The organism is Micromonospora sp. I033, assembly GCF_053890995.1.
Genome location: NZ_JBSSLX010000018.1, coordinates 24,070 through 49,183, shown reverse-complemented (window position 1 = coordinate 49,183; position 25,114 = coordinate 24,070). Strand labels below are relative to the sequence as shown.

Below are 25,114 nucleotides of genomic sequence, written 5' to 3'. Positions count from 1 at the left end.
GGCCGCACGACACAGTCCCACGGGTTGCATGGCCTCACTCCGTTGGGTGGCAGTCCGGGGGCAACAAACTTGAGTTGGGGCCCAGCAAGTGGCCGCCTTCCCAGACGAGACAACCAAGAAGGCAGCGAATCGCAACGCCGATGGGATCCGGACAACCCATGGGAAATGGATGAAGGGGTCGACCCCGTAGTCCGGCCGCCCGACGAACAAGGGCCAATCGATCCCGGTCCCGCAATCGGCTTCGACCGATAATGCTACGGAGCCTCGTAACTAGCCTCGCACTATTGACGCTCGCCGCTTCTTCGGCCGCGCCCGCCGAGCCGCCACCTTCAGCCGATGACAGCAAGCAGGTCCGAAAAGATCAATGGCATCTGGCCTCCCTGAGGGTTGAGGAAGTTCAACAGATGAGCCAGGGCGAGGGCGTCGTTGTCGCTGTCCCGGACACGGGCGTCGATCCACACCCAGACCTCCAGAGGAACCTTCTCCCGGGAACTGATGTGTCGGCCGATGGTGATGGCAGGAAGGACGAAGATAGCCATGGCACATCTATGGCCGGTCTGATCGCCGCTCATGGGAACGGAAACGGCGGCGGCGCCTTGGGCGTCGCACCAAGGGCCAAGATCCTACCGATCCGCTCCAAACTCATCGACGGCAAGGGCGACACCGAAGAGTTGGCGGAAAGCATGGAATGGGCAGTCGCTCATCAGGCAGATGTCATTAGCATTTCCGCGACGGCCGGGGCTAGCGTCCGACTACAGAGGGCCGTCAAATCGGCCCTAGAGGCGGATATTGTCGTCGTTGCGTCCGTCGGCAATCGCCCGGAGGACGTTCGTGTTGGCTATCCAGCCTCCGAACCAGGAGTCTTGGCTGTCGGGGGTGTCCGCAAAGACGGCAGCCATGCCGAGATTTCAGTTACCGGCCCGGAGGTCGACATCGTGGCTCCTGCCGTTGACATCTACAGCACCAGCTACGGCGGCAAGTACTCGAAGGGAACCGGCACCTCAGGTGCTACTGCGATCGTGGCCGGGGCCGCCGCTCTGATCCGTTCCAAGTACCCCAACCTCCCCGCCCAGGAGGTCGCGCACCGCCTGACCGCCACCGCGATCGACAAGGGCCCGCCCGGCCGGGACGACGAGTACGGCTACGGCGTCATCGACCTGGTCGCCGCCCTCACGGCCGACGTCCCCCCACTCGGCTTCGAGACGCCGTCGGTCACCGCGCCGACCGTCGAAGCGTCGGACGGCAGCGGCGACGACAACTCGACGGTGCGCGGCCTGGCGACGCTCGGTGTGCTGCTCGCGGCGGGCGGCGGTTACCTGGTGTGGCGCCGGCGTCGACGTGCCGGCGACCCGCCGCCGAGGATCAGCCGGTAGCGTCGGTGACGTGTTGACTTCCGTGCCGCTGCGCCTCGTGCTCGCCTCGCAGAGTCCTGCCCGCCGCAAGCTGCTCCAGGCCGCCGGGATCGAACCCGACGTGCTGGTCAGCGGCGTCGACGAGTCGCAGGTGGTCAGCGACCGGGCCGAGGATCTGTGCCTGGAGTTGGCCCGGCTGAAGGCGCAGGCGGTGCTGGGCCGGCTGCGCCCCAACCCGGACGAGCGGACGCTGGTGCTCGGCTGCGACTCGGTGCTGGCGTTCGACGGCGAGATCCTGGGCAAGCCGGCCGACGCGGCGGACGCGACCCGGCGGTGGCAGCGGATGCGCGGGCGCAGCGGGGTGCTGCACACCGGGCATTGTCTGCTCGACGTGGTGCACGAGTCCCGCGCGGAGGCGGTGGCCTCGACCACTGTGCACTTCGCCGACATCAGCGACGCGGAGATCGCCGCGTACGTGGCGACGGGTGAGCCGCTGGCCGTCGCCGGGGCGTTCACGATCGACGGGCTGGGCGGGGCGTTCCTGACCGGCATCGAGGGCGACCCGGGCACGGTGGTGGGGCTCTCCCTGCCGCTGCTGCGCGGTCTCCTCGCCGAGTTGGAGCTGAGCATCACCGACCTGTGGACGAAGGTTGCGCCGGGGGGCCAGGAGATCGAGCATCTCGGCTAACGTCCGGTCATGAGCACGAAGCCGTTGCCACTGACCCCGGAACTGCACGCGTACCTCGTGGCGCACGGGTCCGCCCCCGACGAGATCGTCCGGGAGCTGGCCGAGGAGACCCGCGCCGCCCTTCCCGCCCAGGCGGACATGCAGGTCGCGCCGGAGCAGGCCGCGTTCCTGACCTTCCTGACCCGGCTGCTCGGCGTCCGGCAGGCGGTGGAGGTGGGCACGTTCACCGGGCTCTCCTCGCTGGCCATCGCCCGGGGCCTCGCCGAGGGCGGCCGCCTGACCTGCTTCGACATCTCGGAGGAGTACACCGGCGTGGCCCGGCGGTACTGGACCCGCGCGGGCGTGCAGCACCGGATCGAGCTGCGCATCGGTCCGGCCGCGGACACGCTGCGCCAGCTACCGCAGGAGCGCTACCTGGACTTCGCGTTCATCGACGCCGACAAGGTCGGCTACCCGATCTACTGGGACGAGCTGGTGCCCCGGATGCGCCCGGGCGCGGTGATCGCCGTGGACAACACGCTGCGTGGCGGCCGGGTGCTGGCCCCGCAGAACGCCGACGACCGGGCGATCGCCGCCTTCAACGACGAGATCCTCGCCGACGTCCGCGTCGAGGTTGTCATGCTTCCCATCGCCGACGGCGTGAGCCTGGCCCGGGTGCTCTGACCAGCACGCCGAGGTGGCGCGGTCCGCACCCGCCGGACACCGCCACCTCGCCGACCTGGAGTCGATCAAGCCGGCGAACGGGGGGCCGATCGAGCCGCCCGAGCCGGAGTCGATCAAGCCGGCGAGCGGAGGGTCGATCAAGCCGCCGGGCCGGAGTCGATCACGCGAGCGAGCGGGAGTCGGCTACGCGGCGACCGAGATCGGGGTGCGGTCGTCGGTGGGAGAGGACCGGCTCAGGGCACGGCCGAGGCGGACGGCGAGGAGCAGGGCCGCCGCGATGAAGCCGGGCAGGAGCAGGAAGGCCAGGTGCGGGCCGACGCCGTCGGCCACCCAGCCGAGCGCGACCGGCGCGATCCCGAACCCCACCCCCATCGAGTACGACGACCAGCCGGCCGCCTTGTCCGCGGCCGGCCCGGCCACGGCGAGGGCGATGGAGATCGCCAGGGGGTAGTGCAGGGCGTTGCCCAGCCCGAGCACGACCAGGCCGGTGACGGCCAGCCAGCCGACCGGGGCGGACCAGAACAGCGCGAACCCGGCCAGGGAGACGGTCAGCGCGGCGAGCAGCAGCGGCACCGGCCGCCAGCGCAGCGCGAGCCGGCCGCCGGCGAGTCGGCCGGCGAACATGCCGCAGACGATCGCCGCAACGGCCGCGGACGCCCCGCCCGCGCTGAGGCCGGCGTGCGTCCGGAGCACGTCGGCGGTCCAGAGCGACAGGCAGACCTCGATCGACCCGGTCACCGCCATCAGGACCCAGGCGATCCAGTACGCCCGCGGCAGCACCGCCCGACGCCCGAGATCTTGGACAGTTTCCGTTCGAGACGAACGGTTAGTGTCCAAGATCGGGCGATCGGGGTCGGCGGCAGCCGCGGTAGCGGGGGCGGCCTTCGGCAGGCGTACCCGGAAGGTCACGGCGGCGAGGGCGACCAGGGTGATCAGCCCGACCTCGACGGCCATCACCGGCCGCCAGCCGAGGCCGGCGTCCACGGTCGCGCCGATGACCAGCGGCGCGAGGATGCCCATGCCGGCGCAGGCCGCGTTGGCCTCGCTGAGCGCGGCGGGCGCGGCGGGGCCGTGGTGGGCGGTGAGTACGACGTTGACCCCGCTGATCACCATCATGCCGAAGGTGGCGATGACCGCGACGGCGGCGAGGGTGGCGGGCAGCGGGCGGAGCAGGCCGAGCGCGGCGACGCCGGCGGCCAGGCCGGCGAGCCCGAGCCAGATGGCGGGGCCGCGGCCGAGGCGGCGGGCGGCCGGCGCGAAGAGCGCGCCGCCGGCCAGCGCGCCGACCGCGATGCCGGTGCTGTGCAGGCCGGCGACGGCGGCGCTGGTGCCCTGTTCGTCGCGGAGCAGCGGCACGACGGGGCCGAACCCGTAGAGGAAGAAGCCCCACAACCCCAGCTGGGCGTAGGTCAGCCAGGTCGTCCGGTCACGGGTGAGGCGGGGCACCGGCCTTACGCTACGCGCGCCCGGCCGGCGCCCCGCCCTGGATGAGAGGCAGCTCTCGTCCGCCTCAGCGAACGCTGCGGGCGAACTGCCGGGCGGCCCAGACCACCCCGGCGACGGCGAGTACCGCGATGATCGACAGGCCCTGCCAGACCTTCTCGTTGCCCAGGTCGCCGGCGAAGAGCGCCCGGACGCCGTCGACCGACCAGGAGAACGGGTTCCACTTGGCGACGCCCTGGAGCCAGCCGGGGGCGAAGGTCAGCGGCAGCAGGATGCCGGAGAGCAGCAGCACCGGCTGGGCCACGGTGTTCATGAGCGGGGCCAGTGCGTCCTCGCTCTTGACCTTGAGCGCGACGCCGTAGGAGACGGCCGAGGTCATCAGCGCGATGAGGGCGAGCATCAGGTAGGCCAGCAGCAGGTAGCCGATGAACACGCGCAGGTCGAACAGGAGCGCCAGCAGGGTGATGATGACCGCCTGCGCGACAAGCGAGACCACGTCCCGCAGTGAGCGGCCGAGCAGCAGGGCGAGCCGGCTGACGGGGGTGACCCGGGACCGCTCGATCACCCCGGCGCGCAGCTCGGCGATCAGGCCGAAGCCCTGGAACAGGCCGCCGAAGATGGCCAGCAGCACCAGCAGGCCGGGCACGAAGATCTTGTAGGCGGCTGCCTGGGTCGGCGCGTTCAGCGCGGGCTTGAGCAGCGGGGCGAAGAGCAGCAGGTACATCACCGGCTGGAAGACGCCGACGAAGACCCAGACGGGGTTGCGCAGCAGCAGTTGGATCTGGCGCTGGAAGATCAGCCAGGTGTCGCGGGCGAGTTTCATGACAGTGCTCCCGATGCTCAGGACTCGCGCAGCGAGCGGCCGGTCTTGGTGAGGAAGACGTCGTCGAGGCTGGGGCGGTGCAGCTCGATCGAGCGCAGCTCCAGCCCGGCGTGGTCGAGGCGGCGCAGCACCTGCGGGATGGCGGTGGCGCCCTCGTCGACGTAGAGGCGCAGGCCGCCCTCGTCGATCGTCTCCAGCTTGCTGACGTACGCCTCGGTGTCGAGCAGTTCGGCGGCCTGCGGGGTGGTGGCCGCGTCGAGGCCGACCAGCACCACCTCGCCGGAGATCTCGCGCTTCAGCTCCGCCGGGGTGCCCTCCGCGACCACCTCGCCGTGATCCATGATCGCGATCCGGTCGCAGAGCGCGTCCGCCTCGTCGAGGTAGTGCGTGGTGATGAAGACGGTCATCCCCTCGGTGCGCAGCCGGCGGATCTCGTCCCACATGTGCGCCCGGCTCTGCGGGTCGAGGCCGGTGGTCGGCTCGTCCAGGAAGACGATCTTCGGCTCGTGGATGATGCCGAGCGCGATCTCGACCCGGCGGCGCTGGCCACCGGAGTAGGTCTTGCACTTGCGGTCGGCGTACTCGCTGAGCTGGAAGGCGTCGAGCGCCCGGGTGGCGCGGCGGTGCGCCTCGGCCTTCGAGATGCCGTAGAGCCGCGCGTGCAGCACCAGCTCCTCGCGGGCGGTGGACTCGTCCCAGGTGCTGCCGCCCTGGGCCACGTAGCCGATCCGCCGGCGCACCTCGGCCGGGTCCTTGCGCAGGTCGGCCCCGGCGATGGTGGCCTCGCCGCCGTCCGGCTCGATGAGGGTGGCGAGCATCCGCAGGGTGGTGGTCTTGCCGGCGCCGTTGGGGCCGAGGAAGCCGAAGATCTCCCCCTCGGCCACCTCCAGGTTGACGCCGCGGACCGCGTCCACGGTCTTCGTCTCGCGACCCGCGCGGGAGCGGAACGACTTCCGCAGCCCCCTGGTCTCGATCATGTCTGCTCCTGGTCCTCCGGGCCGGACGGGACCGGCCGATGGTCCGCGAGGACGCACGACTCCCTCACGGCTCGCGCAGAGACTAACGCGATATAACTCTTGTGGTCAACGTTGATTATTCCGCGTCGGGAGCGCCGTCCGTCCAGCCCGACCACCCCTCGGCCTGCTCCAGCCCAGCAGGCAGGTACGACACTCCGGACTCGATCCGCTCGGCGATCCGTTCGCACCAGGCCATCTCCGCCTCGGCCCGGGCCAGCCAGAGCTCGAACATCCAGCCGACGTGCACCGGCTTGCGGTTGCGCACCCAGTCCGAGTCCAACGAGGCGCGCATCGACTCGACGCCGGCCCGGATGAGGTTGGCCCGGTTGCGCAGGGCCGCCGCGGCCTCGTCGCGGGGCATGGCCGGCAGGAAGGAGAACGCCGCCACGAACGGGTCCGGCGGCTCGTTGAGCTGCCACCACTGCGCGCGCAGGAGGGTCTCGAACTCCTCCTCCCCCTTCGTCGTCACCTCGTAGGTGGTGCGGGCGGGGCGGGCGCCGACCTGCTCGACGGAGACCGTCCGGAGCAGTCCCTCGTCGGTGAGCTTGCGCAGCGCGTGGTAGATCGAACCGGGCTGCACGTTGGCCCACTTGTCCGCGCTCCAGCTCAGCAGCTCACGGCGTACGTCGTAGCCGTGCACCGGCTGCATCCACCTGACCAGGCCCAGAATCATCATCCGTGTTGCCGACACCGGACAAGCGTAATAACCAAACTTGACTACAGTGCGGCATCCCACACTGAGCGATCGTTAGGGCCGAATCCCCGGCCGATACACTCCCGGCAACGACCTCGGGAGGAGCCACCAAGGTGCGCAAGGTACTCATCGCCAACCGCGGCGAGATCGCCGTCCGCGTCATCCGCGCCTGCCGCGACGCCGGCCTGGCGAGCGTCGCCGTCTACGCGGACTCCGACCGGGACGCCCTGCACGCCACCCTCGCCGACGAGGCGTACGCCCTGGGCGGCGACACCGCCGCCGACAGCTACCTGCGGATCGACAAGCTGATCGACGTGGCCGCCCGGGCCGGCGCCGACGCGGTGCACCCCGGCTACGGCTTTCTCTCCGAGAACGCCGACTTCGCCCAAGCCGTCATCGACGCCGGGCTGACCTGGATCGGCCCCACCCCGCAGGCGATCCGCGACCTCGGCGACAAGGTGACCGCCCGGCACATCGCCCAGCGGGCCGGAGCGCCCCTGGTCCCCGGCACCCCGGACCCGGTCGGCAACGCCGACGAGGTGATGGCCTTCGCCGTCGACCACGGCCTGCCGGTCGCCATCAAGGCGGCCTTCGGCGGCGGCGGGCGCGGCCTCAAGGTGGCCCGCACGATGGAGGAGATCCCGCACCTGTTCGAGTCGGCCACCCGCGAGGCGGTCGCCGCGTTCGGCCGGGGCGAGTGCTTCGTCGAGCGCTACCTGGACCAGCCCCGCCACGTCGAGGCGCAGGTCCTGGCCGACCAGCACGGCAACGTGATCGTGGTGGGCACCCGGGACTGCTCCCTCCAGCGTCGGCACCAGAAGCTGGTCGAGGAGGCTCCGGCGCCGTTCCTCACCGAGGCCCAGCGCCGGCAGATCCACGACAGCGCCAAGGCGATCTGTCGGGAGGCCGGTTACCACGGCGCGGGCACGGTGGAATACCTGGTCGGCGCGGACGGCACCATCTCCTTCCTGGAGGTCAACACCCGGCTCCAGGTGGAGCACCCGGTGACCGAGGAGACCTCCGGCATCGACCTGGTCCGCGAGCAGTTCCGCATCGCCGACGGCGAGAAGCTGCGGTTCACCGAGGACCCGACCCCGCGCGGGCACTCGATCGAGTTCCGGATCAACGGCGAGGACCCGGGCCGAAACTTCCTGCCCGCACCGGGCACCATCACCGCGCTGCGGCTGCCCACCGGCCCGGGTGTCCGGGTGGACACCGGCGTCTCGGCCGGCGACGTGATCGGCGGCAACTTCGACTCGCTGCTGGCCAAGGTGATCATCAGCGGCGAGACCCGTACCGAGGCGCTGGAACGGGCCCGCCGGGCGCTGGACGAGATGGTCGTCGAGGGCATGGCCACGGCGCTGCCCTTCCACCGGCTGGTGGTCCGCGACGAGGCGTTCACCGCCGAGCCGTTCACCGTGCACACGCGGTGGATCGAGACCGAGTGGGACAACACCGTCCCGGCCTTCACCGCCCCCGCCGGCGCCGTCGAGGGCCCGGCCGAGCGCGAGACGGTCGTGGTCGAGGTGGGCGGCAAGCGGCTGGAGGTCAACCTCCCGGCCGGCCTCGGCGCGGGTACGGCGGCCGCCGCGCCCGCCGCGAAGAAGCCGGCCCGCCGGGGCGGCGGCGCCAAGGCCGGCGCGGCGGTCGGCGGCGACGCGCTCACCTCGCCGATGCAGGGCACCATCGTCAAGATCGCCGTGGCCGACGGGGACACCGTCGCCGAGGGCGACCTGGTGGTGGTCCTGGAGGCGATGAAGATGGAGCAGCCCCTGCACGCCCACAAGGGCGGCACGGTCAGCGGCCTGTCGGCCGAGGTCGGTGCGGTGATCACCGCCGGGGCGGCGATCTGCACCATCTCCTGACCGTCGGCGGCGGTCCCGCGGCCGGGGGTGGTTTGGGCCACCAGCGGCGGCGGGACCGGCCGCGAGCAGGAATGATGGCCGGGTGCGGTTCCTTCATGGCGCGGTCCCCGCGCACGACCTGACCTACAACGACGTCTTCATGGCGCCCAACCGCTCCGAGGTGGGCTCCCGGCTCGACGTCGACCTGGCCTCGGCCGACGGCACCGGCACCACCATCCCGCTGGTGGTGTCGAACATGACCGCGGTCGCCGGCCGGCGGATGGCCGAGACGGTGGCCCGGCGCGGCGCCATCGCGGTGATCCCGCAGGACATCCCGATCGAGGTGGTGGCGAACGTCGTCGCCTGGGTCAAGCAGCGGCACCTGGTGCACGACACCGCGATCACGCTCGGCCCGACCGACACCGTGGGCGACGCCATCCACCTGCTGCCGAAGCGGGCGCACGGCGCGGTGATCGTGGTGGACGACGAGGGCCGCCCGCTCGGCGTGGTCACCGAGGCGGACACCGTCGGGGTGGACCGCTTCGCCCAGCTCCGGCACGTGATGTCGACCGAACTGCACACCGTGCCGGCGGACGCGGACCCGCGTACCGGCTTCGACCGGCTCTCGGCGGGCCGGCGGCGGCTCGCCCCGGTGGTGGACGCCGAGGGCCGCCTGGTCGGGGTCCTGACCCGGTCGGGCGCGCTGCGCGCCACGCTCTACAAGCCGGCCGTCGACGACCGGGGCCGGCTGCGGGTCGCCGCCGCGGTGGGCATCAACGGCGACGTCACCGGCAAGGCGGCCGCCCTGCTCGAGGCCGGGGTGGACACCCTGGTGGTGGACACCGCGCACGGGCACCAGGAGCGGATGATCTCGGCGCTGCGGGCGGTCCGCAAGCTCGACCCCGGGGTGCCGGTGGCGGCGGGCAACGTGGTCACCGCCGACGGCGTACGCGACCTGGTCGAGGCGGGCGCCGACATCATCAAGGTCGGCGTCGGGCCGGGCGCCATGTGCACCACCCGGATGATGACCGGCGTGGGCCGCCCGCAGTTCTCCGCGGTGCTCGACTGCGCCGCGGCGGCCCGCTCGCTCGGCCGGCACGTCTGGGCCGACGGCGGCGTACGTCACCCGCGGGACGTGGCGCTGGCGCTCGCGGCGGGCGCCTCGAACGTGATGATCGGTTCCTGGTTCGCCGGCACCTACGAGTCCCCCGGCGACCTCTACACCGACGCCGACGGCCGGCGCTACAAGGAGAGCTTCGGCATGGCCTCGGCCCGCGCGGTGAGCGCGCGGACCGCCGAGGACAGCGCGTTCGACCGGGCCCGGAAGGCGATCTTCGAGGAGGGCATCTCCTCGGCCCGGATGTACCTGGACCCGACCCGGCCGGGCGTCGAGGACCTCATCGACGAGATCATCTCCGGGGTGCGCAGCGCGTTCACCTACGCGGGCGCGCGCAGCCTGGAGGAGTTCCACGAGCGGGCCCTGGTCGGCGTGCAGAGCACCGCCGGCTACACCGAGGGCATGCCGCTGCCGACGAGCTGGTGATCCGGGCGCCGGGTCCCGCACCGAGGGGCCCGGCGGTCAGGGGAAGAGCCGGCTGATCACGGTGCGGGCGGCGGCCTCCGGGTCGGGGCCGACCCGGGGCGGCAGGGCGCCGGAGAGCCAGAGCGTGGCGAAGCCGTGCACGATCGACCAGGCCGCCAGCGCGTCCACGTCCGGCCCCCGCCCGGTGCGCCGGGCCACCCCGGTGCGCAACAGCTCGCCGGCGCGGGTCCGGGCGGCCACCACCTCGGGGTCGTCGGCGCGGTAGAGGTCGGGGCGGAACATCACCTCGAAATGGGCCCGGTGCCGGACCGCGAAACCCACGTACGCGACCCCCGTGTCGACCAGGTCGTCGCCGGCGCCGCGCAGCGCCTCGGCCAGCAGCTCGAAGCCCTGGGCGGCGAGCGCGGTGAGCAGCCCGGCCTTGTCGCCGAAGTGGTGGGCGGGGGCGGCGTGCGAGACGCCGGCCCGGCGGGCCAGGTCACGGAGGCTCAACGCGGCCGGGCCCGACTCCGCCATCACCTCCGCCGCCGCGTCGAGCAGGGCGCGGCGCAGGTCGCCGTGGTGGTACGCGCGGGACTGGGTCATGCGCACCACTCTAACTTGCCATTGACAAGATGGCCTCTCGCGGCGCAATCTTGTCATCGACAAGTTGATCCCCTCCCGAGAGGCGTGACCCATGGCACCCCTGATCGCCCTGCTCGCCGGCACCGCGGCGGCCCGGATCGCCGGCCTGCTCGGCGTGGCCGCCCTCGACGGCTGGCACCCCGCCCTGCGGGTCGGCCTCGCGCTGATGTTCGTGCTGACCGGCTCGGCCCACTTCCTGTCCCGCCGCGCCGACCTGGTCGCCATGGTGCCGCCGCGGCTGCCCCGGCCCGACCTGCTGGTCACCCTGACCGGGGTGCTCGAACTGGCCGGGGCGTTCGGGCTGCTCCTGCCCGCCACCGCGCGGGCGGCGGCCGCCGGCCTGGCGCTGCTGATGCTGGCCATGTTCCCGGCCAACGTCTCGGCCGCCCGTCGCGGGCTCACGCTCGCCGGCCGTCCCGTGACCCCGCTCGGCGCCCGCACGGTGCTCCAGGTCGTCTTCGTCGCCGCCGCCCTGGCGGTGGTGTTCGGCGGCTGACCGGAGCCGGGATCCTGGGCGACCTTCCCGTTCGCGGCGGACGGAAGGACGCCCGGATCACGAGAGAGCGACGGCTCCGGAAAATAGTTTGGGCCCTGACGGTCCGGGGGCTAACCTCATGCCCGTGAACATGGGACCGCTCGTCCGCTTCCCCGACGCGCTCCAGCAGGCGCCGCTCGGCCGGCTCATCTCGATCGCCGGGCACGTCGTCGAGCAGCACTGGGGGCGCTACCTCGCCGAACACCACGGCCTCACCTCGGCCGGCATGCGGGTGCTGCTCGTGCTGCTGCGGGCCGGCGACAGCACCCACCGGGAGATGGCCGAGCGGTGCTTCGTCCGGCCGGCCACCCTCACCGGCATCGTCGACACCCTGGAGCGGGACGGCTTCGTCGCCCGTCGCCGGGACCCCAACGACCGGCGCAGCGTCCAGCTCAGCCTGACCGACAAGGGGCGGGAGCACGCCCTCGCCATCATCGACCTGATCCACAGCAACCGGCCGCTCACCTCGGTCGACGCGGACCCGGCGAAGCAGGCGGTGATCCGGGAGTTCCTCACGGAAATCATCACGAGCATGTCCGATGGGGACCTTCGCCGGTTGAACCCGGGCAGCGAGTCCGACACCGAGAACCCATCGGGGAGCCGTCCGTGCTGATCCGCCTGCTCCGAACCCACCTGCGCCCGTACCGGCGGATGCTGGCCGCGGTGGTGGCCTTCCAGTTCGTCGGCACGATGGCATCGCTCTACCTGCCGAGCCTCAACGCCGACATCATCGACCGCGGCGTCGCCCTGGGCGACACCGACCAGATCATGCGTACGGGCGGCATGATGCTGCTCGTCAGCCTGCTCCAGATCGCCTGCTCGATCGTCGCCGTCTACCTCGGCGCGAAGACCGCGATGGGCTTCGGCCGGGACGTCCGGGCCGGCATCTTCGCGCACGTCAACCGCTTCTCCGCCCGGGAGGTGGCCCGGTTCGGCGCGCCCTCGCTGATCACCCGGAACACCAACGACGTGCAGCAGGTGCAGATGCTCGTGCTGATGAGCTGCACCATGCTGGTGGCAGCGCCGATCATGAGCGTCGGCGGCGTGGTGATGGCGCTCCAGGAGGACGTGGGCCTCTCCTGGCTGATGCTGGTCTGCGTACCGGTCCTGGCCGTCGCGCTGGGCCTCATCACCCGGCGGATGGTCCCGGGTTTCCGGCTCATGCAGACCCGGATCGACACCGTCAACCGGGTGCTGCGCGAGCAGATCACCGGCATCCGGGTGGTCCGGGCCTTCGTCCGCGAGCCGTACGAGACGGAACGCTTCCGGGTGGCGAACACCGACCTGACCGCGACCGCCCTGCGGATCGGCCGGCTCCAGGCGTTGATCTTCCCGGTGGTGATGCTGGTGCTCAACGTCTCCAGCGTCGCGGTGCTCTGGTTCGGCGCGGAGCGGGTGGACTCCGGTCAGATCCAGGTCGGCGCGCTCACCGCCTTCCTGCAGTACCTGATGCAGATCCTGATGGCGGTCATGATGGCCACCTTCATGCTGATGATGGTGCCGCGCGCGGCGGTCTGCTCCGAACGGATCGTCGAGGTGCTGGACACCGAGTCGTCGGTGGTGCCGCCGGCCGAGCCGATGATCGCCATGACCCGGCGCGCGGAGCTGGAGTTCCGCCGCGTCGCCTTCCAGTACCCGGGGGCCAGCGCGCCGGTGCTGCACGACATCTCGTTCCGGGCCAGCCCCGGCCGCACCACGGCCATCATCGGGTCCACCGGCGCCGGCAAGACCACCCTGCTCACCCTGATCCCCCGGCTGGTCGACCCGACCGCCGGCGCCGTGCTGGTCGACGGGGTGGACGTACGCCTGCTCGAGCCGGACGAGGTGTGGCGCCGGATCGGGCTGGTGCCGCAGCGGCCGTACCTGTTCAGCGGCACCGTCGCCAGCAACCTCCGCTACGGCAACCCGGACGCGACCGACGCCGAACTGTGGGCGGCGCTGGAGATCGCCCAGGCCCGGGACTTCGTCGCCGAGATGCCGGGCGGGCTGGACGCGCCGATCGCGCAGGGCGGCACGAACGTCTCCGGAGGCCAGCGGCAGCGGCTCGCGATCGCCCGCGCGCTGGTCCGCAAGCCGGAGATCTACCTCTTCGACGACTCCTTCTCCGCGCTCGACCTCGGCACGGACGCCCGGCTGCGGGCCGCGCTCCGGCCGGTCACCGCGGACGCGGTGGTGGTGATCGTGGCCCAGCGGGTCTCCACGATCGTCGACGCCGACCAGATCATCGTGCTCGAGGACGGGGCCGTCGTCGGGATCGGACGACACGAGGAGCTGCTGGTGACCTGCCCGACGTACGCCGAGATCGTGGCGTCCCAGCAGACGGCGGAGGTGACCGCGTGAGCGCGGTGCCGGGGCAGAAGCCGGGTCCGGGCCCGAAGGCCGCAGCCGACGGGCGGGCGCCGCAGCGGCTGCCCGAGGCCGGGCGGCGCGGCGGCGGGCCGCCGTGGATGGGCGCCGCCATGCCGGCGGAGAAGTCGATGAACTTCGGGCCGTCCGCCCGCCGGTTGCTGGGCCGCCTCCGGCCGCACCGGTTCTCGCTGACCGCGATCATCACCCTGGCGGTGGCCAGCGTCGGCGCGAGCGTGATCGGCCCGAAGATCCTCGGGCACGCCACCGACCTCATCTTCGCCGGCGTGATCGGCCGGCAGATCCCCGCCGGCACCACCCCGGAACAGGCGGTGGCCGCGGCCCGGGCCGCCGGCAACGACAACTTCGCCGACATGCTGGCCCGGATGGACGTGGTGCCCGGGGCGGGCGTCGACTTCACCGCGCTGGGCCGCACGCTCACCCTGGCGCTCGCGCTCTACCTGGGCGCCAGCCTGCTCATGTGGTGGCAGGGCTGGCTGCTCAACGGAGTGGTGCAGCGCACCGTGCTGCGGCTGCGCGCCGAGGTGGAGGAGAAGCTCAACCGGCTGCCGCTGCCCTACTTCGACAAGCAGCCCCGGGGTGAGCTGCTCAGCCGGGTCACCAACGACATCGACAACATCTCGCAGACCCTGTCGCAGACGCTCAGCCAGCTGCTCAGCGCGCTGCTCACCGTGGTCGGCGTGCTGGCCATGATGGTCTGGATCTCGCCGCTGCTGGCCCTGGTCGCCCTGGTGGCGGTGCCGCTGTCGGTCCTCGTCACGCAGCAGATCGCCAAGCGGTCGCAGCGCCGGTTCATCGCGCAGTGGCGGCACACCGGCGAGCTGAACGGTCTCATCGAGGAGACGTACACCGGCCACGAGCTGGTCAAGGTCTTCGGCCGGCAGCGCGAGGCGCAGGCCGCCTTCGCGGCCAAGAACGAGGAGCTGTTCCGGGCCAGCTTCGGAGCCCAGTTCATCTCCGGGATCATCATGCCGGCCATGATGTTCGTCGGGAACCTCAGCTACGTGGCGATCGCCGTGGTCGGCGGGCTGCGGGTGGCCTCCGGGACGATGAGCCTCGGCGACGTGCAGGCGTTCATCCAGTACTCGCGGCAGTTCACCCAGCCGCTGACCCAGATCGCCTCGATGGCCAACCTGCTCCAGTCCGGGGTGGCCTCGGCCGAGCGGGTCTTCGAGGTGCTCGACGCCGACGAGCAGGCCCCGGACCGGCCCGCGCCGCCCCGGGTCACCGGCCGGGTCGAGTTCGAGCACGTCTCCTTCCGGTACGACCCGGACAAGCCCCTGATCGACGACCTGTCGCTGGTGGCCGAGCCCGGGCACACGGTGGCCATCGTCGGCCCGACCGGCGCCGGCAAGACCACCCTGGTCAACCTCATCATGCGGTTCTACGAGCTGGACGCCGGCCGGATCACCCTGGACGGGGTGGACATCCGGTCGATGAAGCGGGACGAGCTGCGCGGCCGGATCGGCATGGTGCTCCAGGACACCTGGCTCTTCGGCGGCACCATCCGGGACAACATCGCGTACGGGCGGCCGACGGCCACCGAGGAGGAGATCCTGGCCGCGGCCCGGGCCACCTTCGTGGACCGGTTCGTGCGCAGCCTCCCGAACGGCTACGACACCGTGATCGACGAGGAGGGGAGCAACGTCAGCGCCGGCGAGAAGCAGCTCATCACCATCGCCCGGGCGTTCCTCGCCGAGCCGTCGCTGCTCATCCTCGACGAGGCGACCAGCTCGGTCGACACCCGCACCGAGGTGCTGCTCCAGCGGGCCATGGCGGCGCTGCGCTCGGACCGGACCAGCTTCGTCATCGCGCACCGGCTCTCCACCATCCGGGACGCCGACCTGATCCTCATGATGGAGCAGGGCCGGATCGTCGAGCAGGGCACCCACGACGAACTGGTCGCCGCGAACGGCGCGTACGCCCAGCTCTACCGGTCGCAGTTCTCCGCCGCGGTGGTCGACGAGGAGGCCGCCGCGCCGCTGCCGGCCGGCGGACCGCCCGGACGGCCCGGCGGCGGTCCGCCGGGAGGGCCCGGCGGCCCGCCCGGGAAGCCGGCGGCCGCGCCGGCCGGGCGCTGACGTGGACGCCACGAGCGGCGACCCGGCCGGGGCGGCGCGTCGGCCGTCAGCCGGGCGGGAGCAGCTCGGCGGAGCGGGCGGCGACCACCCGGCCGATCAGCCCGAGCGCGTCGGCCGCCGGCATCGGGTCGAGCCCGCGACCGTCGCGCAGGCGCAGCGAGACCGCCCCGTCGGCCGCCTCCCGCGGGCCGACCACCCCGAGGTACGGGACCTTCCGGCGGGCCGCGTCACGGATCCGGGCGCCCAGCGAGCCGGCCAGGTCGACCTCGGCCCGCAGGCCGGCCGCCTCGGCCCGGCGGGCCAGCGCCACGGCCGCCTCGGCCTGGCCGTCGTCGACCGGGAGCAGCACCAGCTGCACCGGGGCGTACCAGGCCGGGAAGGCGCCCGCGTGCACCTCGATGAGGTACGCGAAGAGCCGCTCCATGCTGCCGACCAGGCTCCGGTGCACCATGACCGGCCGCTTCCGGCGTCCGTCCGCGTCGGTGTACGACAGGTCGAACCGCTCCGGCTTGTCGAAGTCGAGCTGGATGGTGGAGATGGTCGACTCCCGGCCGGCCGCGTCCCGGATCTGGATGTCGATCTTCGGGCCGTAGAAGGCGGCCTCGCCCGGGCCCTCGTGGTGGTCCACCCCGTCGAGCGCGGCGCGGAGCAGGTCCTCGGCCCGCGCCCACTCGGCGTCGTCGCCGACGTACTTCTCCCCCGGCCCGCGCAGCGACAGCCGGAACCCGGCCGGCCGGACGCCGAGCGCGGCGTGCGCCTCGCGGATCAGCCGGAGGATCTCCCGCACCTCGTCGCCGACCTGCTCCAGCGCGCAGAAGTTGTGCGCGTCGTTGAGCGAGATGGCGCGCACCCGGGACAGCCCGCCGAGCACCCCGGAACGCTCCGCCCGGTACATGCCGCCGATCTCGGCGATCCGCAGCGGCAGCTCCCGGTAGGAGCGGCCCCGGGCGCGGAAGACCAGCGCGTGGTGCGGGCAGAGCGCCGGGCGCAGCACGAACTCGTCGTCGGCGCTCAGCCGCATCGGCGGGAACATGTCGTCGGCGAAGTAGCCGAGGTGGCCGGAGAGCGCGAACAGCTCCCGCTTGCCCAGGGGCGGCGAGTAGACGTGCCGGTAGCCGGCCCGGCGCTCCAGCTCCCGCACGTACTCCTCGACGGCGTGCCGGGCGGCGGCGCCGGCCGGCAGCCAGATCGGCAGCCCGGCACCGGCCAGCGGGTCCGAGACGAACAGCTCCAGGTCCCGGCCGAGCCTGCGGTGGTCGATCATGTCGCTCTCCTTGATCGGGTACGACCCGGAGGCGAGCTGACCCGGAACACGACGCGGCCCCGGAGCGGATCGCCCCGGGGCCTCGTCGACGGATACGTCAGTGCGGCGCGCCGGGGATACCCGGCGTCGTGGTCACCACCGCGCTGCGCATGGGGCGACGGTACGCACGGCGGGGCGGTGGACGCACCTGGATTTCGCGACGCACCTCGACGCGGTGCGGTGGGGGCGGGTCGCCGGCACGGGACCTGCCGGCGACCCGCGGCGGCCCGTCCGTCGGGAACGGGGGACCCGACGTCGCCGGAGCCGCTTCCGGACAACGGTACGCCGCGGACCGGCGATTCGCCGCCCGCCCCGGCCGTCGGCGGCGCCCCGGCAGGTCGTCACATTCGGCCACGCTGTCTCGTTGAACACCGGTGGCCTGCTGGTGTCGGCGGTCACCGCCGGGCGGGGCTGCTCGCGGTGACGCGGGACACGCCGTCAAGCTCGGTGCGGTCGAACGGGGAACTCCGGCGAGGTGGCGGTCGTGGCCGAACTCATCTCTGACGTCGCGTCGCCCGCCTGGGCGTACGCGGTGCTGCTCACGCTGCTGGTCGCCGACGCCTTCGTGCCGGTGGTGCCGACGCAGGTCGTCATGATCACCAGCGGCGCGCTGACCGTCTACGGCGGGCTCAACCTGCCCCTGACCATCGCGGTCGGCGCGCTCGGCGTCTTCGTCGGCGACCTCGCCTGCTACGTGCTGGGCCGCACCGCGCCCGCCCGCCACGAGCCGCGACACGCGACGCCGGGCCGGGCCCGCCGCGCCGCCGCCCGGGTCACCCGTGGGCTGCGCGAACCGGGGCCGCTCGTGATCCTGCTCTGCCGCTTCGTGCCCGGAGGCCGGATGGCGGCCTGCTTCTCGGCCGGGCGCAGCCGCTACCCGTACCGCCTCTTCATCCTCTACGAGGCGGCGGCGGCCACCGCCTGGGCCGCGTACGGGACGCTCGTCGGCCACCTCGGCGGCGCCGCGCTGACCGAGTCGGCGTGGCGGCTGCTGCTCATCGGCGGGGCGGCCGCGGCCGGGTTCGCGGGGGCGGGCTGGGCCATGACGGTGATCAGCGCCCGCCACACCCGCACCGAAGCCAAAGCAACGGTCGACTGACCGGGCAGTTTCACTCTTCCCGTGTGTCCCGCAGGCAGGCGATATAAGCTGCCCTTATATTGACGACATGTGGGAGATCAGGCTGCATCCGGAGGTCGAAGCGTGGTTCCTTGACCTGTGCGGGGCCGACTCCCTCACGGCTGACCTCGTCAGCGAAGCGATCGACCTGCTCGGGGAGCACGGCCCCGCGCTGGGGCGCCCTTTGGTCGACCGACTGAAAGGCAGCACGTTTCATCACATGAAGGAGCTACGACCCGGCTCGGCCGGACCGACGGAGGTACGGATGATCTTCGCCTTCGATCCGTTGCGGGAAGCCGTGTTCCTGGTGGCCGGGGACAAGTCGGGACAGTGGCAGAGTTGGTACCGGACGGCCATCCCCCTGGCGGACGCGCGGTTCCAGGAGCACCTCATCAGCCTGAAGGAAGCCGAGCAATGACCGATGGAGCCGACTGGCGAGACGTCAAGGCCAAGGCCAGGAAGATCGATCCGACATGGGACGAGCCTGACCGCGCGGCTCGGCGTGGACAGTTCCGCGAGCAGATGCTCGCGTCGGTCAGCGGCGCGCAGCTCGCCGAGATCCGCAAGCAGCTGGGCATGACGCAGACCCAGCTGGCCGAGGCCGCCGGATTGTCCCAGGCGAGGATCAGCCAGATCGAGAACGGCGAGAGCACCAACCTGGAGACGCTCAGGGCCTATGTCACAGGCCTCGGCGGGCATCTCGACGTCGTCGCCCGGATCGGAAACATCCAGCTCAACGTGGCGTGATTCCCTCCCACCCCGAGCAGCCGGTAGGGGGCGACCCCGGGATCGAAGTGGGTGGTGGTCCCGGATCCGTTTCGGGCGCTTCCGGCGACAGGCTGGGGCATGCCTGGAACCCGGAGCAGCGGCCTGTTGGCCCTCGGCGGGATCGCCCTGGCGGCGGTGCTCGCCGTCCTCGGTCACCTTGAGGTGAGCGACGACCTGAATCCCTGGTCGCTGACCGTCAGCGACTTCGCCGTCTCCGACCGGGGCGGCGTCATCGACACGGCCATGGCCGTCCTGGCGGCGGCCACCGTCGTACTCCTGCCGGCGCTGCGTCGTGCCGGCGCGGGCCGGACCGCGGGGGTGCTGCTGGTGGCCTGGTCGGCCGGCCTGGTGGCCGCCGCGGTGGTGCCCACCAACGAGCCGGGGCTGCCCATGGACACCGCCGCCTACCTGCACCGGTACGCCTCGGTGGTGGCCTTCCTGGCCCTGCCGGTCGCCGGCTGGCTGCTGGCCCGGCGGCTCGGCGGGCGGGCCGCCGGCTGGCTGCGCGGCCTCGCGCTGACCAGCCTGCTGCTGGCCGCGGCGATGATCTGGTCCGCCTACCCCGGTGACCGGGTGCTGATCGGCCTCGCCGAGCGCCTGCTCATCCTCGCCGAGGTCGCCGTGCTCGCGGTCGTGGCGGCCACGCTGGCCGGGCGCCGGTTCGGCGAGGTGGCGGTGTCCCGACGCTGGGAACGCCCCCACCTCGCCGTGCCGGCGCGAAAGCGCGAGGTCACTCCAGTTCGTGGAGCATGAGCTGGCGGGCGGCCTCGGTGATCGAGCCCGACAGGCTCGGGTAGATCGTGATGGTCTGGGCCAGCTCGTTGACGGTGAGGTTGTTCTCCACCGCCATGGTGATCGGCAGGATCAGCTCGCTGGCCTTCGGCGCCACCACCACGCCGCCGATCACCTGGCCGCTGGCGGGCCGGCAGAACAGCTTGACGAAGCCGTCGGCCAGGTCGTCCATCTTCGCCCGGGCGTTGCCGGAGAGCGGCAGCATCACCTGGCGGGCCGGGACCTTGCCGGCGTCGACCTCGTCCTGGGAGACGCCCACGGTGGCCAGCTCCGGGTCGGTGAAGACGTTCGCCGCGACGGTACGCAGCCGCAGCGGCCGGACCGCCTCGCCGAGGGCGTGCCACATCGCGATCCGGCCCTGCATGGCGGCGACGCTGGCCAGCGGCAGCACCCCGGTGCAGTCGCCCGCCGCGTAGATGCCGGGGACGTTGGTCCGGGAGACCCGGTCGACCGTGACGTAACCGCCCCGGGCCAGCTCGACGCCGTACTCGGCGAGGCCCAGGTCGGCGGTGTTGGGGATCGAGCCGACCGCGATCAGCGCGTGCGAGCCGGCCACCACCCGGCCGTCGGCGAGCTCCACCTCGACGCCGTCGCCGACCCGCCGGACCGCCTCGGCGCGGGAGTTGTTGAGGATCGTCATGCCCCGGTTGCGGAACACCCGCTCGATCGCCGAGGCGGCGTCCGCGTCCTCGTGCGGCATGACCCGGTCCCGGCTGGAGACCAGGGTGACCTGGACCCCCATGGCCAGGTACGCGCTGGCGAACTCCGCGCCGGTCACGCCGGAACCCACCACGATCAGGTGCTCGGGCAGCTCCGGCAGGTCGTACACCTGGCGCCAGGTCAGGATGCGCTCGCCGTCGGGCAGCGCGGTGGGGAGCTGGCGCGGGGTGGCGCCGGTGGCGACCAGCACGGTGGTGGCGGCGATCGAGTACTCCTCGCCCCCGCCGGTCGGTGCGACGATCACCCGGTGGGTGTGGCCGAGGGTGTCCTCGCCGAGCCGGGCCGTGCCGGCGACGAACTCGACCCCCGCCTTGACCAGCTTGGCGTGGATGTCGGCGGACTGGGCCAGGGCGAGCCGCTTGACCCGCTCGTGCACCGCCGGGGCGTCGACGGTGACCGCCTCCAGCCCGTCGGAGTGCACGCCGAACTCCTCGGTGTCCCGGTAGCCGGTGACCACCTCGGAGCTGGCGATGAAGGTCTTGGAGGGCACGCAGTCGGAGAGCACGCAGGCGCCGCCGGCGCCCTCCGCCTCGACCACGGTGACATCAGCGTCCAGCTGGGCGGCGACCAGCGCCGCCTCGTACCCGGCCGGCCCCCCGCCGATGATCACGATCTGGCTCACGGAGCCATCCTTTCGTTCGCGACTGCGGGGCTCCGCTCCGCTGCACTCCTCGCGCTCACCGCGCTCGCCCCTCGTCAGTGCTCACAGTGACTTTCTTCTCCCCGTCGCGCTCGACACGCACCGTCGTATTCTCCCCCACCCGTCGGCCGGGCTATCGTCATCGCCGTGCGTCTTTACGCCGCCTACGGCTCAAACCTGGACCCCGCCCGCATGCGTGCCTACTGTCCGCATTCGCCGATGGTGGGTACCGGCTGGCTGGAGGGGTGGCGGCTCACCTTCGCGGGCGAGGACGTCATCGGCTGGGAGGGCTCGGTCAGCACGGTCGTCGAGTCGCCGGGCGACCGGGTCTTCGTGGCGCTCTACGACATCCACCCGTACGACGCGGCCCAGCTCGACGAGATCGAGGGCGTGACCTCCGGGACGTACCGGAAGCTGACCGTGCGCGTCTCGACGCTGGACGGGGATGTGACCGCCTGGGTCTACGTCTTCGACGGCTACGAGGGCGGCCTGCCGACGTCGTGGTACCTCTCGGAGATCGCGAACGCGGCGGAGAAGGCGGGCGCGCCGGACGACTACGTCACCGAGCTGCGGTCCCGCCCCACCGGCACCGCGTCCGCGTAGCGCGTATCCCACGTCTCCAGTCTGCTCCGGCCGGTTCCCCGGCCGGGCGGCGGCCCCGCGGCGGGTCGCGCATCACACACCCGCGGCGGGGACACTCCGCTCGTACATGTCGGTCCAGCGCGCCTCGGCCAGCCCGACCGAGCGGTAGAGGGTGACCGGGGTGGTCGGGTTGGCCAGGTCGACGCCGAGACCGGCCTCGGCCCGGCCCTTCGCGGCGTAGACGGCGAAGGCCCGGCGCAGCAGCGCCGCCCCCACCCCGCGCCGCCGGTGGGCGGGCAGCACCGACAGCGTCCGGACCCAGCCCATGTCCTGGTCCAGCGCCTGGTCGGAGGACTGGAGCGCGCCGGCCGGCTCGCCGTCGACCTCGGCCAGGAACCACTCGTCCCACACCTTGCCGTACGAGGGAAGCTGCTCGCGCCACGCGTCGAAGTCGACCGGCTCGTAGTCGGGGGTGTCCCGGAACGCGGTGTCGAAGATCCGGTGGAACAGCCGCAGGTCGGCCTCGTCGTCGGCGCGCAGCGGCCGGATGGTCACCCCGGCCGGGAGCGGCGGCTCGGCGGGCAGGTCGGCCAGCGAGCGGGTCATCCGGATGTAACGCTTGAGCAGGGTGAAGCCGGCCTCGGCCAGCTCCTCCGCCCAGCGGGTCTCCGGCGCGAAGACGCCGGTGCGGGCGGTGAGCGCGGGCAGGCCGCGCTCCGCGGCCCGCTCGGCGACCCGGTCGAGCAGCCGGGCCAGCAGGGGCGCGCGCAGGTCAGCCGCCCGGTCCGGGTCGACGTAGACCTCGACCCACTCGCGGCCCACCCCGGTGGGGTTGCTGAGGATCGTCCAGCCGACGGCGACGCCGTCCGGGTCGGTGACCAGCCACGAGTCGCGGGCCATGTCGACGAAGGGCGCGGTCAGGGCGTCCCGGACGTCCTCGGCGTCGAAGTCGGGGTAGCCGACGGCGAAGGTGTCGGCGGCGTGCACCACCGTGAGGATCGCGGGCACGTCGTCGAGGGTGGGGCGGCGGGCGGTCCAGCCGGCGGGAATCGTCACGCGGCAGATCCTGACAGCCGTCCCGGCGACCGCGCTCCCCATTTATCCGCCGCGGACGTGCAGCCGGGCGGCGGTGAGCAGGTTGAGCAGTTCCGCGCCCTCGCCGGGGCCGAGCGCCCGGAACGCCGGCGAGACCAGCCGGTCGGTCACCGCCTCGGCCCAGAGCCGCCGCCGCACCAGCGGCCCCACCGGCGGGTACGGCGGTGACCAGCCGCACGCGGCGGCTCCGGCGTCCCCCTCCGGCCCGGCCAGCACCGCCTCCAGCGGTGTCATCCCGGCGGCCCGCACCGCCAGCAGGTAGGCCCCGGCGAAGTGCTCGCGGAGCAGCAGCAGCGCGACGGCCGCCCGGGCCCCGGGCGCGGGGTCGTCGACGGGCATGGCCCGCCAGGCGGCGAAGAGCGGCATGCCGCTGCCGTCCGCCGCGTCGACCGCCCGGCGCAGCAGCCCGGCGAGGCGGGAGGTCTCCGGGGCGTCGCCGAGGTGGGTGGCGCCCCACCGGCAGCACTCGGCCAGGTTCGCGCCCGCCACCTCCAGCGGCGGGACGGTCCGCACGGCGGCGTCCCAGCCGTCGGCGACGGCCTCCGGGGCGATGAAACCGAGTGCGGCGGCGACCGTCTCGGCGCGGACGTCGCCGAGCGCGCCGGCCCGGCCGGTGATGTAGAAGGCCCAGCCGGAGATGCCGAGCAGCCGGGCCCGACGCAGCGTCGACGGGCAGCGGGAGAACGCCTCCCCGAGCTCCAGCACCAGCGGCTTGCTGGCGGCGGCGACCTGCTCCGGGGTCATCGGCGGCACCCCACCGTCCGTCCACCGTGGTCATCCATCACGGTCAGTCTGCCTCGTCGCCACCCTCCGCGGCATCCCCCTCTTCGGCGTCCAGCGCCTCCACCGCGGCCTCCACCTCGCCGGTGCGCCGGCGGGCGGCGGTGAGCGCCCGTTCCGCGCCCCGGCGGGCCAGCTTGGCCCGGCTCAGCTCCTGCTCGGCGACGGCCCGGCGGCGTTCCAGTTCGGCCAGCTCGGTCTCGATCCGGTCCAGCTCCGCCGCGCCGTCCCGCTCGGCGCCGGTGGCCTCGGCCAGCTCCGCCTCGGCCCGGTCCTGGTCGTCGCGGGCCTTCGCCAGCTCGCGGTCCAGGGCCCGGCGGCGCTTCGCCCGCTCGGCCCGGGCCGCCCGCTCGGCGGCCCGCTCGTCACGCGTCCGCCGGGCCTCGGCCCGCTCGGCCGCCCGGTCCGGTACGGCGGGTTCCTCCTCCCCGCCCCCGGTGACCAGCCGCAGCTGCGGCCGGGGCACCTCGCCGAACCCGGCGTAGTGGCTGGGGCGCAGCAGCCGGCCGGCGCGTACCTGCTCGGCCACCTCGGTGTCGGAGAGCGCCGCGTTCAGCGTCGCCTCGACCTCGCCGAGCGGCAGCTTCCCGACCGGCGGGGCGCCCGGCTCGGCGGTGGCCAGCTCGCGTACCTCGGCGACCAGCGCGCCCACCACGGCCCGGCGCTGCGCGGAGAGTTCGCGGAGCCGGCCGCCGCGCAGCTCGCGCTGGGCGGAGCGGAGCGACTCGGCGAGCTGCGCCAGGTCGGCGACCAGCTCCGGGCGGCGGATGGCGAGCAGGTTGACCAGCCAGGCCGCCACGGTGGGCCGACGCAGCTTGCCGATCTCCCGGGCGGCCTTCGGATCGCCGGCGCGGCGCGCCTCGGCCACGGCGGCGTCGCGGGCCGCGACGAAGCGGTCCGGCGGCGTCGCGTAGAGCCGCTGGACCAGGTCGGGGGGTGGACCGGCCATGCCCGCTCAGGCGTCGATCCGGGTGCCCGGTTCCAGCCGCCGGTACTCGGTCTTCGACAGCGCGGTGTACTGCCGGTCGAGCACGCCGAAGCCCTTGTCGTTGAGCAGCGCGTCGTGCAGCGCGAAGGCCCGCCGCGGGGCGACCGCCCGGATGAAGTCGACCACCTCGGAGAACTTCGACCAGGGCGCGTGGATCGGGGCGAAGAGGGTGTCCACCTGGACGTCGTCGGGGACGACCAGCGAGTCGCCCGGGTGGTAGACCACGTCGTTGAACACGTAACCCAGGTTCTGGACGACCGGGATGTCCGGGTGGATGACGGCGTGCTGGCCGCCGTACGCGCGGACCGCCACCCCGGCCGGGGTGAACGACTCACCGGGCGTGACCACGGTCAGCGCCTCGGCCGCGTCGCCGAGGACGCCGGCGAGCGAGGCCGGACCGTGGACGGGGACCGGTCGGCGGTCCAGCGCCCGGGTCAGCGCCTCGACGTTGACGTGGTCCGGGTGCTCGTGGGTGATCAGCACGGCGTCCACCCCGTCCAGCGCCTCGGGTTCGCTGTAGACACCGGGGTCCACCACCAGCACTCCCCCGTCGTGCTCCAGCCGCAGGCAGGAGTGGGCGTACTTGGTGACCTGCATCGTGACTCCTCGATTATCGAATCGTGACGTCCTCAGCGCAGTCTGCCGGAACCGGCGCG

At 73.0% G+C, this 25,114-nt stretch carries 25 protein-coding genes; 14 read left to right on the top strand and 11 right to left on the bottom strand.

What is annotated here, in order from left to right:
* The first annotated feature begins 251 nt into the window (after positions 1 to 251).
* From mycP to ACW0Q9_RS05580, 3 genes are read left to right on the top strand one after another with little or no spacing between them, the layout of a single operon-like run.
* Entirely contained in the window at positions 252 to 1,373 is a 1,122-nt protein-coding gene (mycP, locus tag ACW0Q9_RS05590; RefSeq protein ID WP_456178856.1) for a type VII secretion-associated serine protease mycosin, read from the top strand.
* A 10-nt stretch (positions 1,374 to 1,383) separates the two neighbouring features.
* Positions 1,384 to 2,040, top strand: coding sequence for a Maf family protein (locus ACW0Q9_RS05585; protein ID WP_456178855.1), 657 nt, complete (start codon positions 1,384 to 1,386; stop codon positions 2,038 to 2,040).
* Positions 2,041 to 2,049: 9 nt separating this feature from the next.
* On the top strand, positions 2,050 to 2,703 hold the full coding sequence (locus tag ACW0Q9_RS05580) for an O-methyltransferase (protein WP_456178854.1): 654 nt from the start codon (positions 2,050 to 2,052) through the stop codon (positions 2,701 to 2,703).
* Between the two features lie 183 nt (positions 2,704 to 2,886).
* Here the strand turns inward: ACW0Q9_RS05580 and ACW0Q9_RS05575 are convergent, their stop codons facing one another.
* From ACW0Q9_RS05575 to ACW0Q9_RS05560, 4 genes are all read right to left on the bottom strand, one after another.
* Positions 2,887 to 4,149: an MFS transporter gene (locus ACW0Q9_RS05575; protein ID WP_456178853.1), complete on the bottom strand. Its 1,263-nt coding sequence runs from the start codon at positions 4,147 to 4,149 to the stop codon at positions 2,887 to 2,889.
* Positions 4,150 to 4,213: 64 nt separating this feature from the next.
* Entirely contained in the window at positions 4,214 to 4,969 is a 756-nt protein-coding gene (locus ACW0Q9_RS05570) for an ABC transporter permease (protein ID WP_456178852.1), read from the bottom strand.
* 17 nt (positions 4,970 to 4,986) lie between these two features.
* Complete coding sequence (locus tag ACW0Q9_RS05565) at positions 4,987 to 5,946, bottom strand: ATP-binding cassette domain-containing protein (RefSeq protein WP_456178851.1); 960 nt, start codon at positions 5,944 to 5,946, stop codon at positions 4,987 to 4,989.
* A 115-nt stretch (positions 5,947 to 6,061) separates the two neighbouring features.
* Positions 6,062 to 6,661: a PadR family transcriptional regulator gene (locus tag ACW0Q9_RS05560; RefSeq protein ID WP_456178860.1), complete on the bottom strand. Its 600-nt coding sequence runs from the start codon at positions 6,659 to 6,661 to the stop codon at positions 6,062 to 6,064.
* 131 nt (positions 6,662 to 6,792) lie between these two features.
* Here ACW0Q9_RS05560 and ACW0Q9_RS05555 point away from each other — a divergent pair, with 131 nt between their 5' ends.
* Together ACW0Q9_RS05555 and ACW0Q9_RS05550 are read left to right on the top strand one after the other, a co-directional pair.
* On the top strand, positions 6,793 to 8,544 hold the full coding sequence (locus tag ACW0Q9_RS05555) for an acetyl/propionyl/methylcrotonyl-CoA carboxylase subunit alpha (protein WP_456178850.1): 1,752 nt from the start codon (positions 6,793 to 6,795) through the stop codon (positions 8,542 to 8,544).
* Between the two features lie 82 nt (positions 8,545 to 8,626).
* Positions 8,627 to 10,066 carry a GuaB1 family IMP dehydrogenase-related protein gene (locus ACW0Q9_RS05550; protein ID WP_456178849.1) on the top strand — a complete coding sequence of 480 codons (1,440 nt, stop codon included), beginning with the start codon at positions 8,627 to 8,629 and terminating at the stop codon, positions 10,064 to 10,066.
* Positions 10,067 to 10,102: 36 nt separating this feature from the next.
* On the opposite strand, the gene ACW0Q9_RS05545 is transcribed toward ACW0Q9_RS05550, so the two are convergent.
* Positions 10,103 to 10,651 (bottom strand): TetR/AcrR family transcriptional regulator, encoded by a 549-nt coding sequence (locus ACW0Q9_RS05545; protein WP_456178848.1) that lies wholly within the window; start codon positions 10,649 to 10,651, stop codon positions 10,103 to 10,105.
* A gap of 91 nt (positions 10,652 to 10,742) precedes the next feature.
* Between ACW0Q9_RS05545 and ACW0Q9_RS05540 the strand changes: the two genes are divergently transcribed.
* The 4 genes from ACW0Q9_RS05540 to ACW0Q9_RS05525 all read left to right on the top strand — a co-directional run bounded on the left by ACW0Q9_RS05540 (position 10,743) and on the right by ACW0Q9_RS05525 (position 15,673).
* A complete protein-coding gene (locus ACW0Q9_RS05540; RefSeq protein ID WP_456178847.1) occupies positions 10,743 to 11,186 on the top strand; it encodes a DoxX family protein in 444 nt (147 codons plus the stop codon).
* A gap of 130 nt (positions 11,187 to 11,316) precedes the next feature.
* The gene (locus ACW0Q9_RS05535; protein ID WP_456178859.1) at positions 11,317 to 11,838 is read left to right on the top strand and encodes a MarR family winged helix-turn-helix transcriptional regulator; all 522 of its coding nucleotides are present in this window, start codon (positions 11,317 to 11,319) and stop codon (positions 11,836 to 11,838) included.
* Positions 11,832 to 13,565 carry an ABC transporter ATP-binding protein gene (locus ACW0Q9_RS05530; RefSeq protein ID WP_456178846.1) on the top strand — a complete coding sequence of 578 codons (1,734 nt, stop codon included), beginning with the start codon at positions 11,832 to 11,834 and terminating at the stop codon, positions 13,563 to 13,565. Before ACW0Q9_RS05535 ends, ACW0Q9_RS05530 begins: the two co-directional genes overlap by 7 nt.
* Before the next feature lie 119 nt (positions 13,566 to 13,684).
* On the top strand, positions 13,685 to 15,673 hold the full coding sequence (locus tag ACW0Q9_RS05525; RefSeq protein ID WP_456178858.1) for an ABC transporter ATP-binding protein: 1,989 nt from the start codon (positions 13,685 to 13,687) through the stop codon (positions 15,671 to 15,673).
* A gap of 46 nt (positions 15,674 to 15,719) precedes the next feature.
* On the opposite strand, the gene thrS is transcribed toward ACW0Q9_RS05525, so the two are convergent.
* Positions 15,720 to 16,952, bottom strand: coding sequence for a threonine--tRNA ligase (thrS, locus tag ACW0Q9_RS05520; RefSeq protein ID WP_456178857.1), 1,233 nt, complete (start codon positions 16,950 to 16,952; stop codon positions 15,720 to 15,722).
* Between the two features lie 508 nt (positions 16,953 to 17,460).
* Here thrS and ACW0Q9_RS05515 point away from each other — a divergent pair.
* From ACW0Q9_RS05515 to ACW0Q9_RS05500, 4 genes are all read left to right on the top strand, one after another.
* Positions 17,461 to 18,075: a DedA family protein gene (locus tag ACW0Q9_RS05515; RefSeq protein WP_456178845.1), complete on the top strand. Its 615-nt coding sequence runs from the start codon at positions 17,461 to 17,463 to the stop codon at positions 18,073 to 18,075.
* 67 nt (positions 18,076 to 18,142) lie between these two features.
* On the top strand, positions 18,143 to 18,511 hold the full coding sequence (locus ACW0Q9_RS05510; protein ID WP_456178844.1) for a type II toxin-antitoxin system RelE/ParE family toxin: 369 nt from the start codon (positions 18,143 to 18,145) through the stop codon (positions 18,509 to 18,511).
* Complete coding sequence (locus tag ACW0Q9_RS05505; protein WP_456178843.1) at positions 18,508 to 18,840, top strand: helix-turn-helix domain-containing protein; 333 nt, start codon at positions 18,508 to 18,510, stop codon at positions 18,838 to 18,840. Before ACW0Q9_RS05510 ends, ACW0Q9_RS05505 begins: the two co-directional genes overlap by 4 nt.
* A 99-nt stretch (positions 18,841 to 18,939) precedes the next feature.
* A complete protein-coding gene (locus tag ACW0Q9_RS05500) occupies positions 18,940 to 19,614 on the top strand; it encodes a DUF998 domain-containing protein (protein WP_456178842.1) in 675 nt (224 codons plus the stop codon).
* On the opposite strand, the gene ACW0Q9_RS05495 is transcribed toward ACW0Q9_RS05500, so the two are convergent.
* The gene (locus tag ACW0Q9_RS05495; RefSeq protein WP_456178841.1) at positions 19,592 to 20,995 is read right to left on the bottom strand and encodes an NAD(P)H-quinone dehydrogenase; all 1,404 of its coding nucleotides are present in this window, start codon (positions 20,993 to 20,995) and stop codon (positions 19,592 to 19,594) included. The two genes, ACW0Q9_RS05500 and ACW0Q9_RS05495, sit on opposite strands and share 23 nt — an antisense overlap.
* A gap of 165 nt (positions 20,996 to 21,160) precedes the next feature.
* Here ACW0Q9_RS05495 and ACW0Q9_RS05490 point away from each other — a divergent pair, with 165 nt between their 5' ends.
* On the top strand, positions 21,161 to 21,616 hold the full coding sequence (locus ACW0Q9_RS05490) for a gamma-glutamylcyclotransferase (protein ID WP_091260426.1): 456 nt from the start codon (positions 21,161 to 21,163) through the stop codon (positions 21,614 to 21,616).
* A gap of 72 nt (positions 21,617 to 21,688) precedes the next feature.
* Here the strand turns inward: ACW0Q9_RS05490 and ACW0Q9_RS05485 are convergent, their stop codons facing one another.
* The 4 genes from ACW0Q9_RS05485 to ACW0Q9_RS05470 are packed head-to-tail and all read right to left on the bottom strand — an operon-like array spanning position 21,689 to position 25,055.
* The gene (locus ACW0Q9_RS05485; RefSeq protein ID WP_456178840.1) at positions 21,689 to 22,651 is read right to left on the bottom strand and encodes a GNAT family N-acetyltransferase; all 963 of its coding nucleotides are present in this window, start codon (positions 22,649 to 22,651) and stop codon (positions 21,689 to 21,691) included.
* 42 nt (positions 22,652 to 22,693) lie between these two features.
* Complete coding sequence (locus tag ACW0Q9_RS05480; protein WP_456178839.1) at positions 22,694 to 23,434, bottom strand: SCO6745 family protein; 741 nt, start codon at positions 23,432 to 23,434, stop codon at positions 22,694 to 22,696.
* 43 nt (positions 23,435 to 23,477) lie between these two features.
* Positions 23,478 to 24,419, bottom strand: coding sequence for a hypothetical protein (locus ACW0Q9_RS05475; RefSeq protein WP_456178838.1), 942 nt, complete (start codon positions 24,417 to 24,419; stop codon positions 23,478 to 23,480).
* 6 nt (positions 24,420 to 24,425) lie between these two features.
* Positions 24,426 to 25,055, bottom strand: coding sequence for an MBL fold metallo-hydrolase (locus ACW0Q9_RS05470; protein ID WP_456178837.1), 630 nt, complete (start codon positions 25,053 to 25,055; stop codon positions 24,426 to 24,428).
* Positions 25,056 to 25,114: the final 59 nt, after the last annotated feature.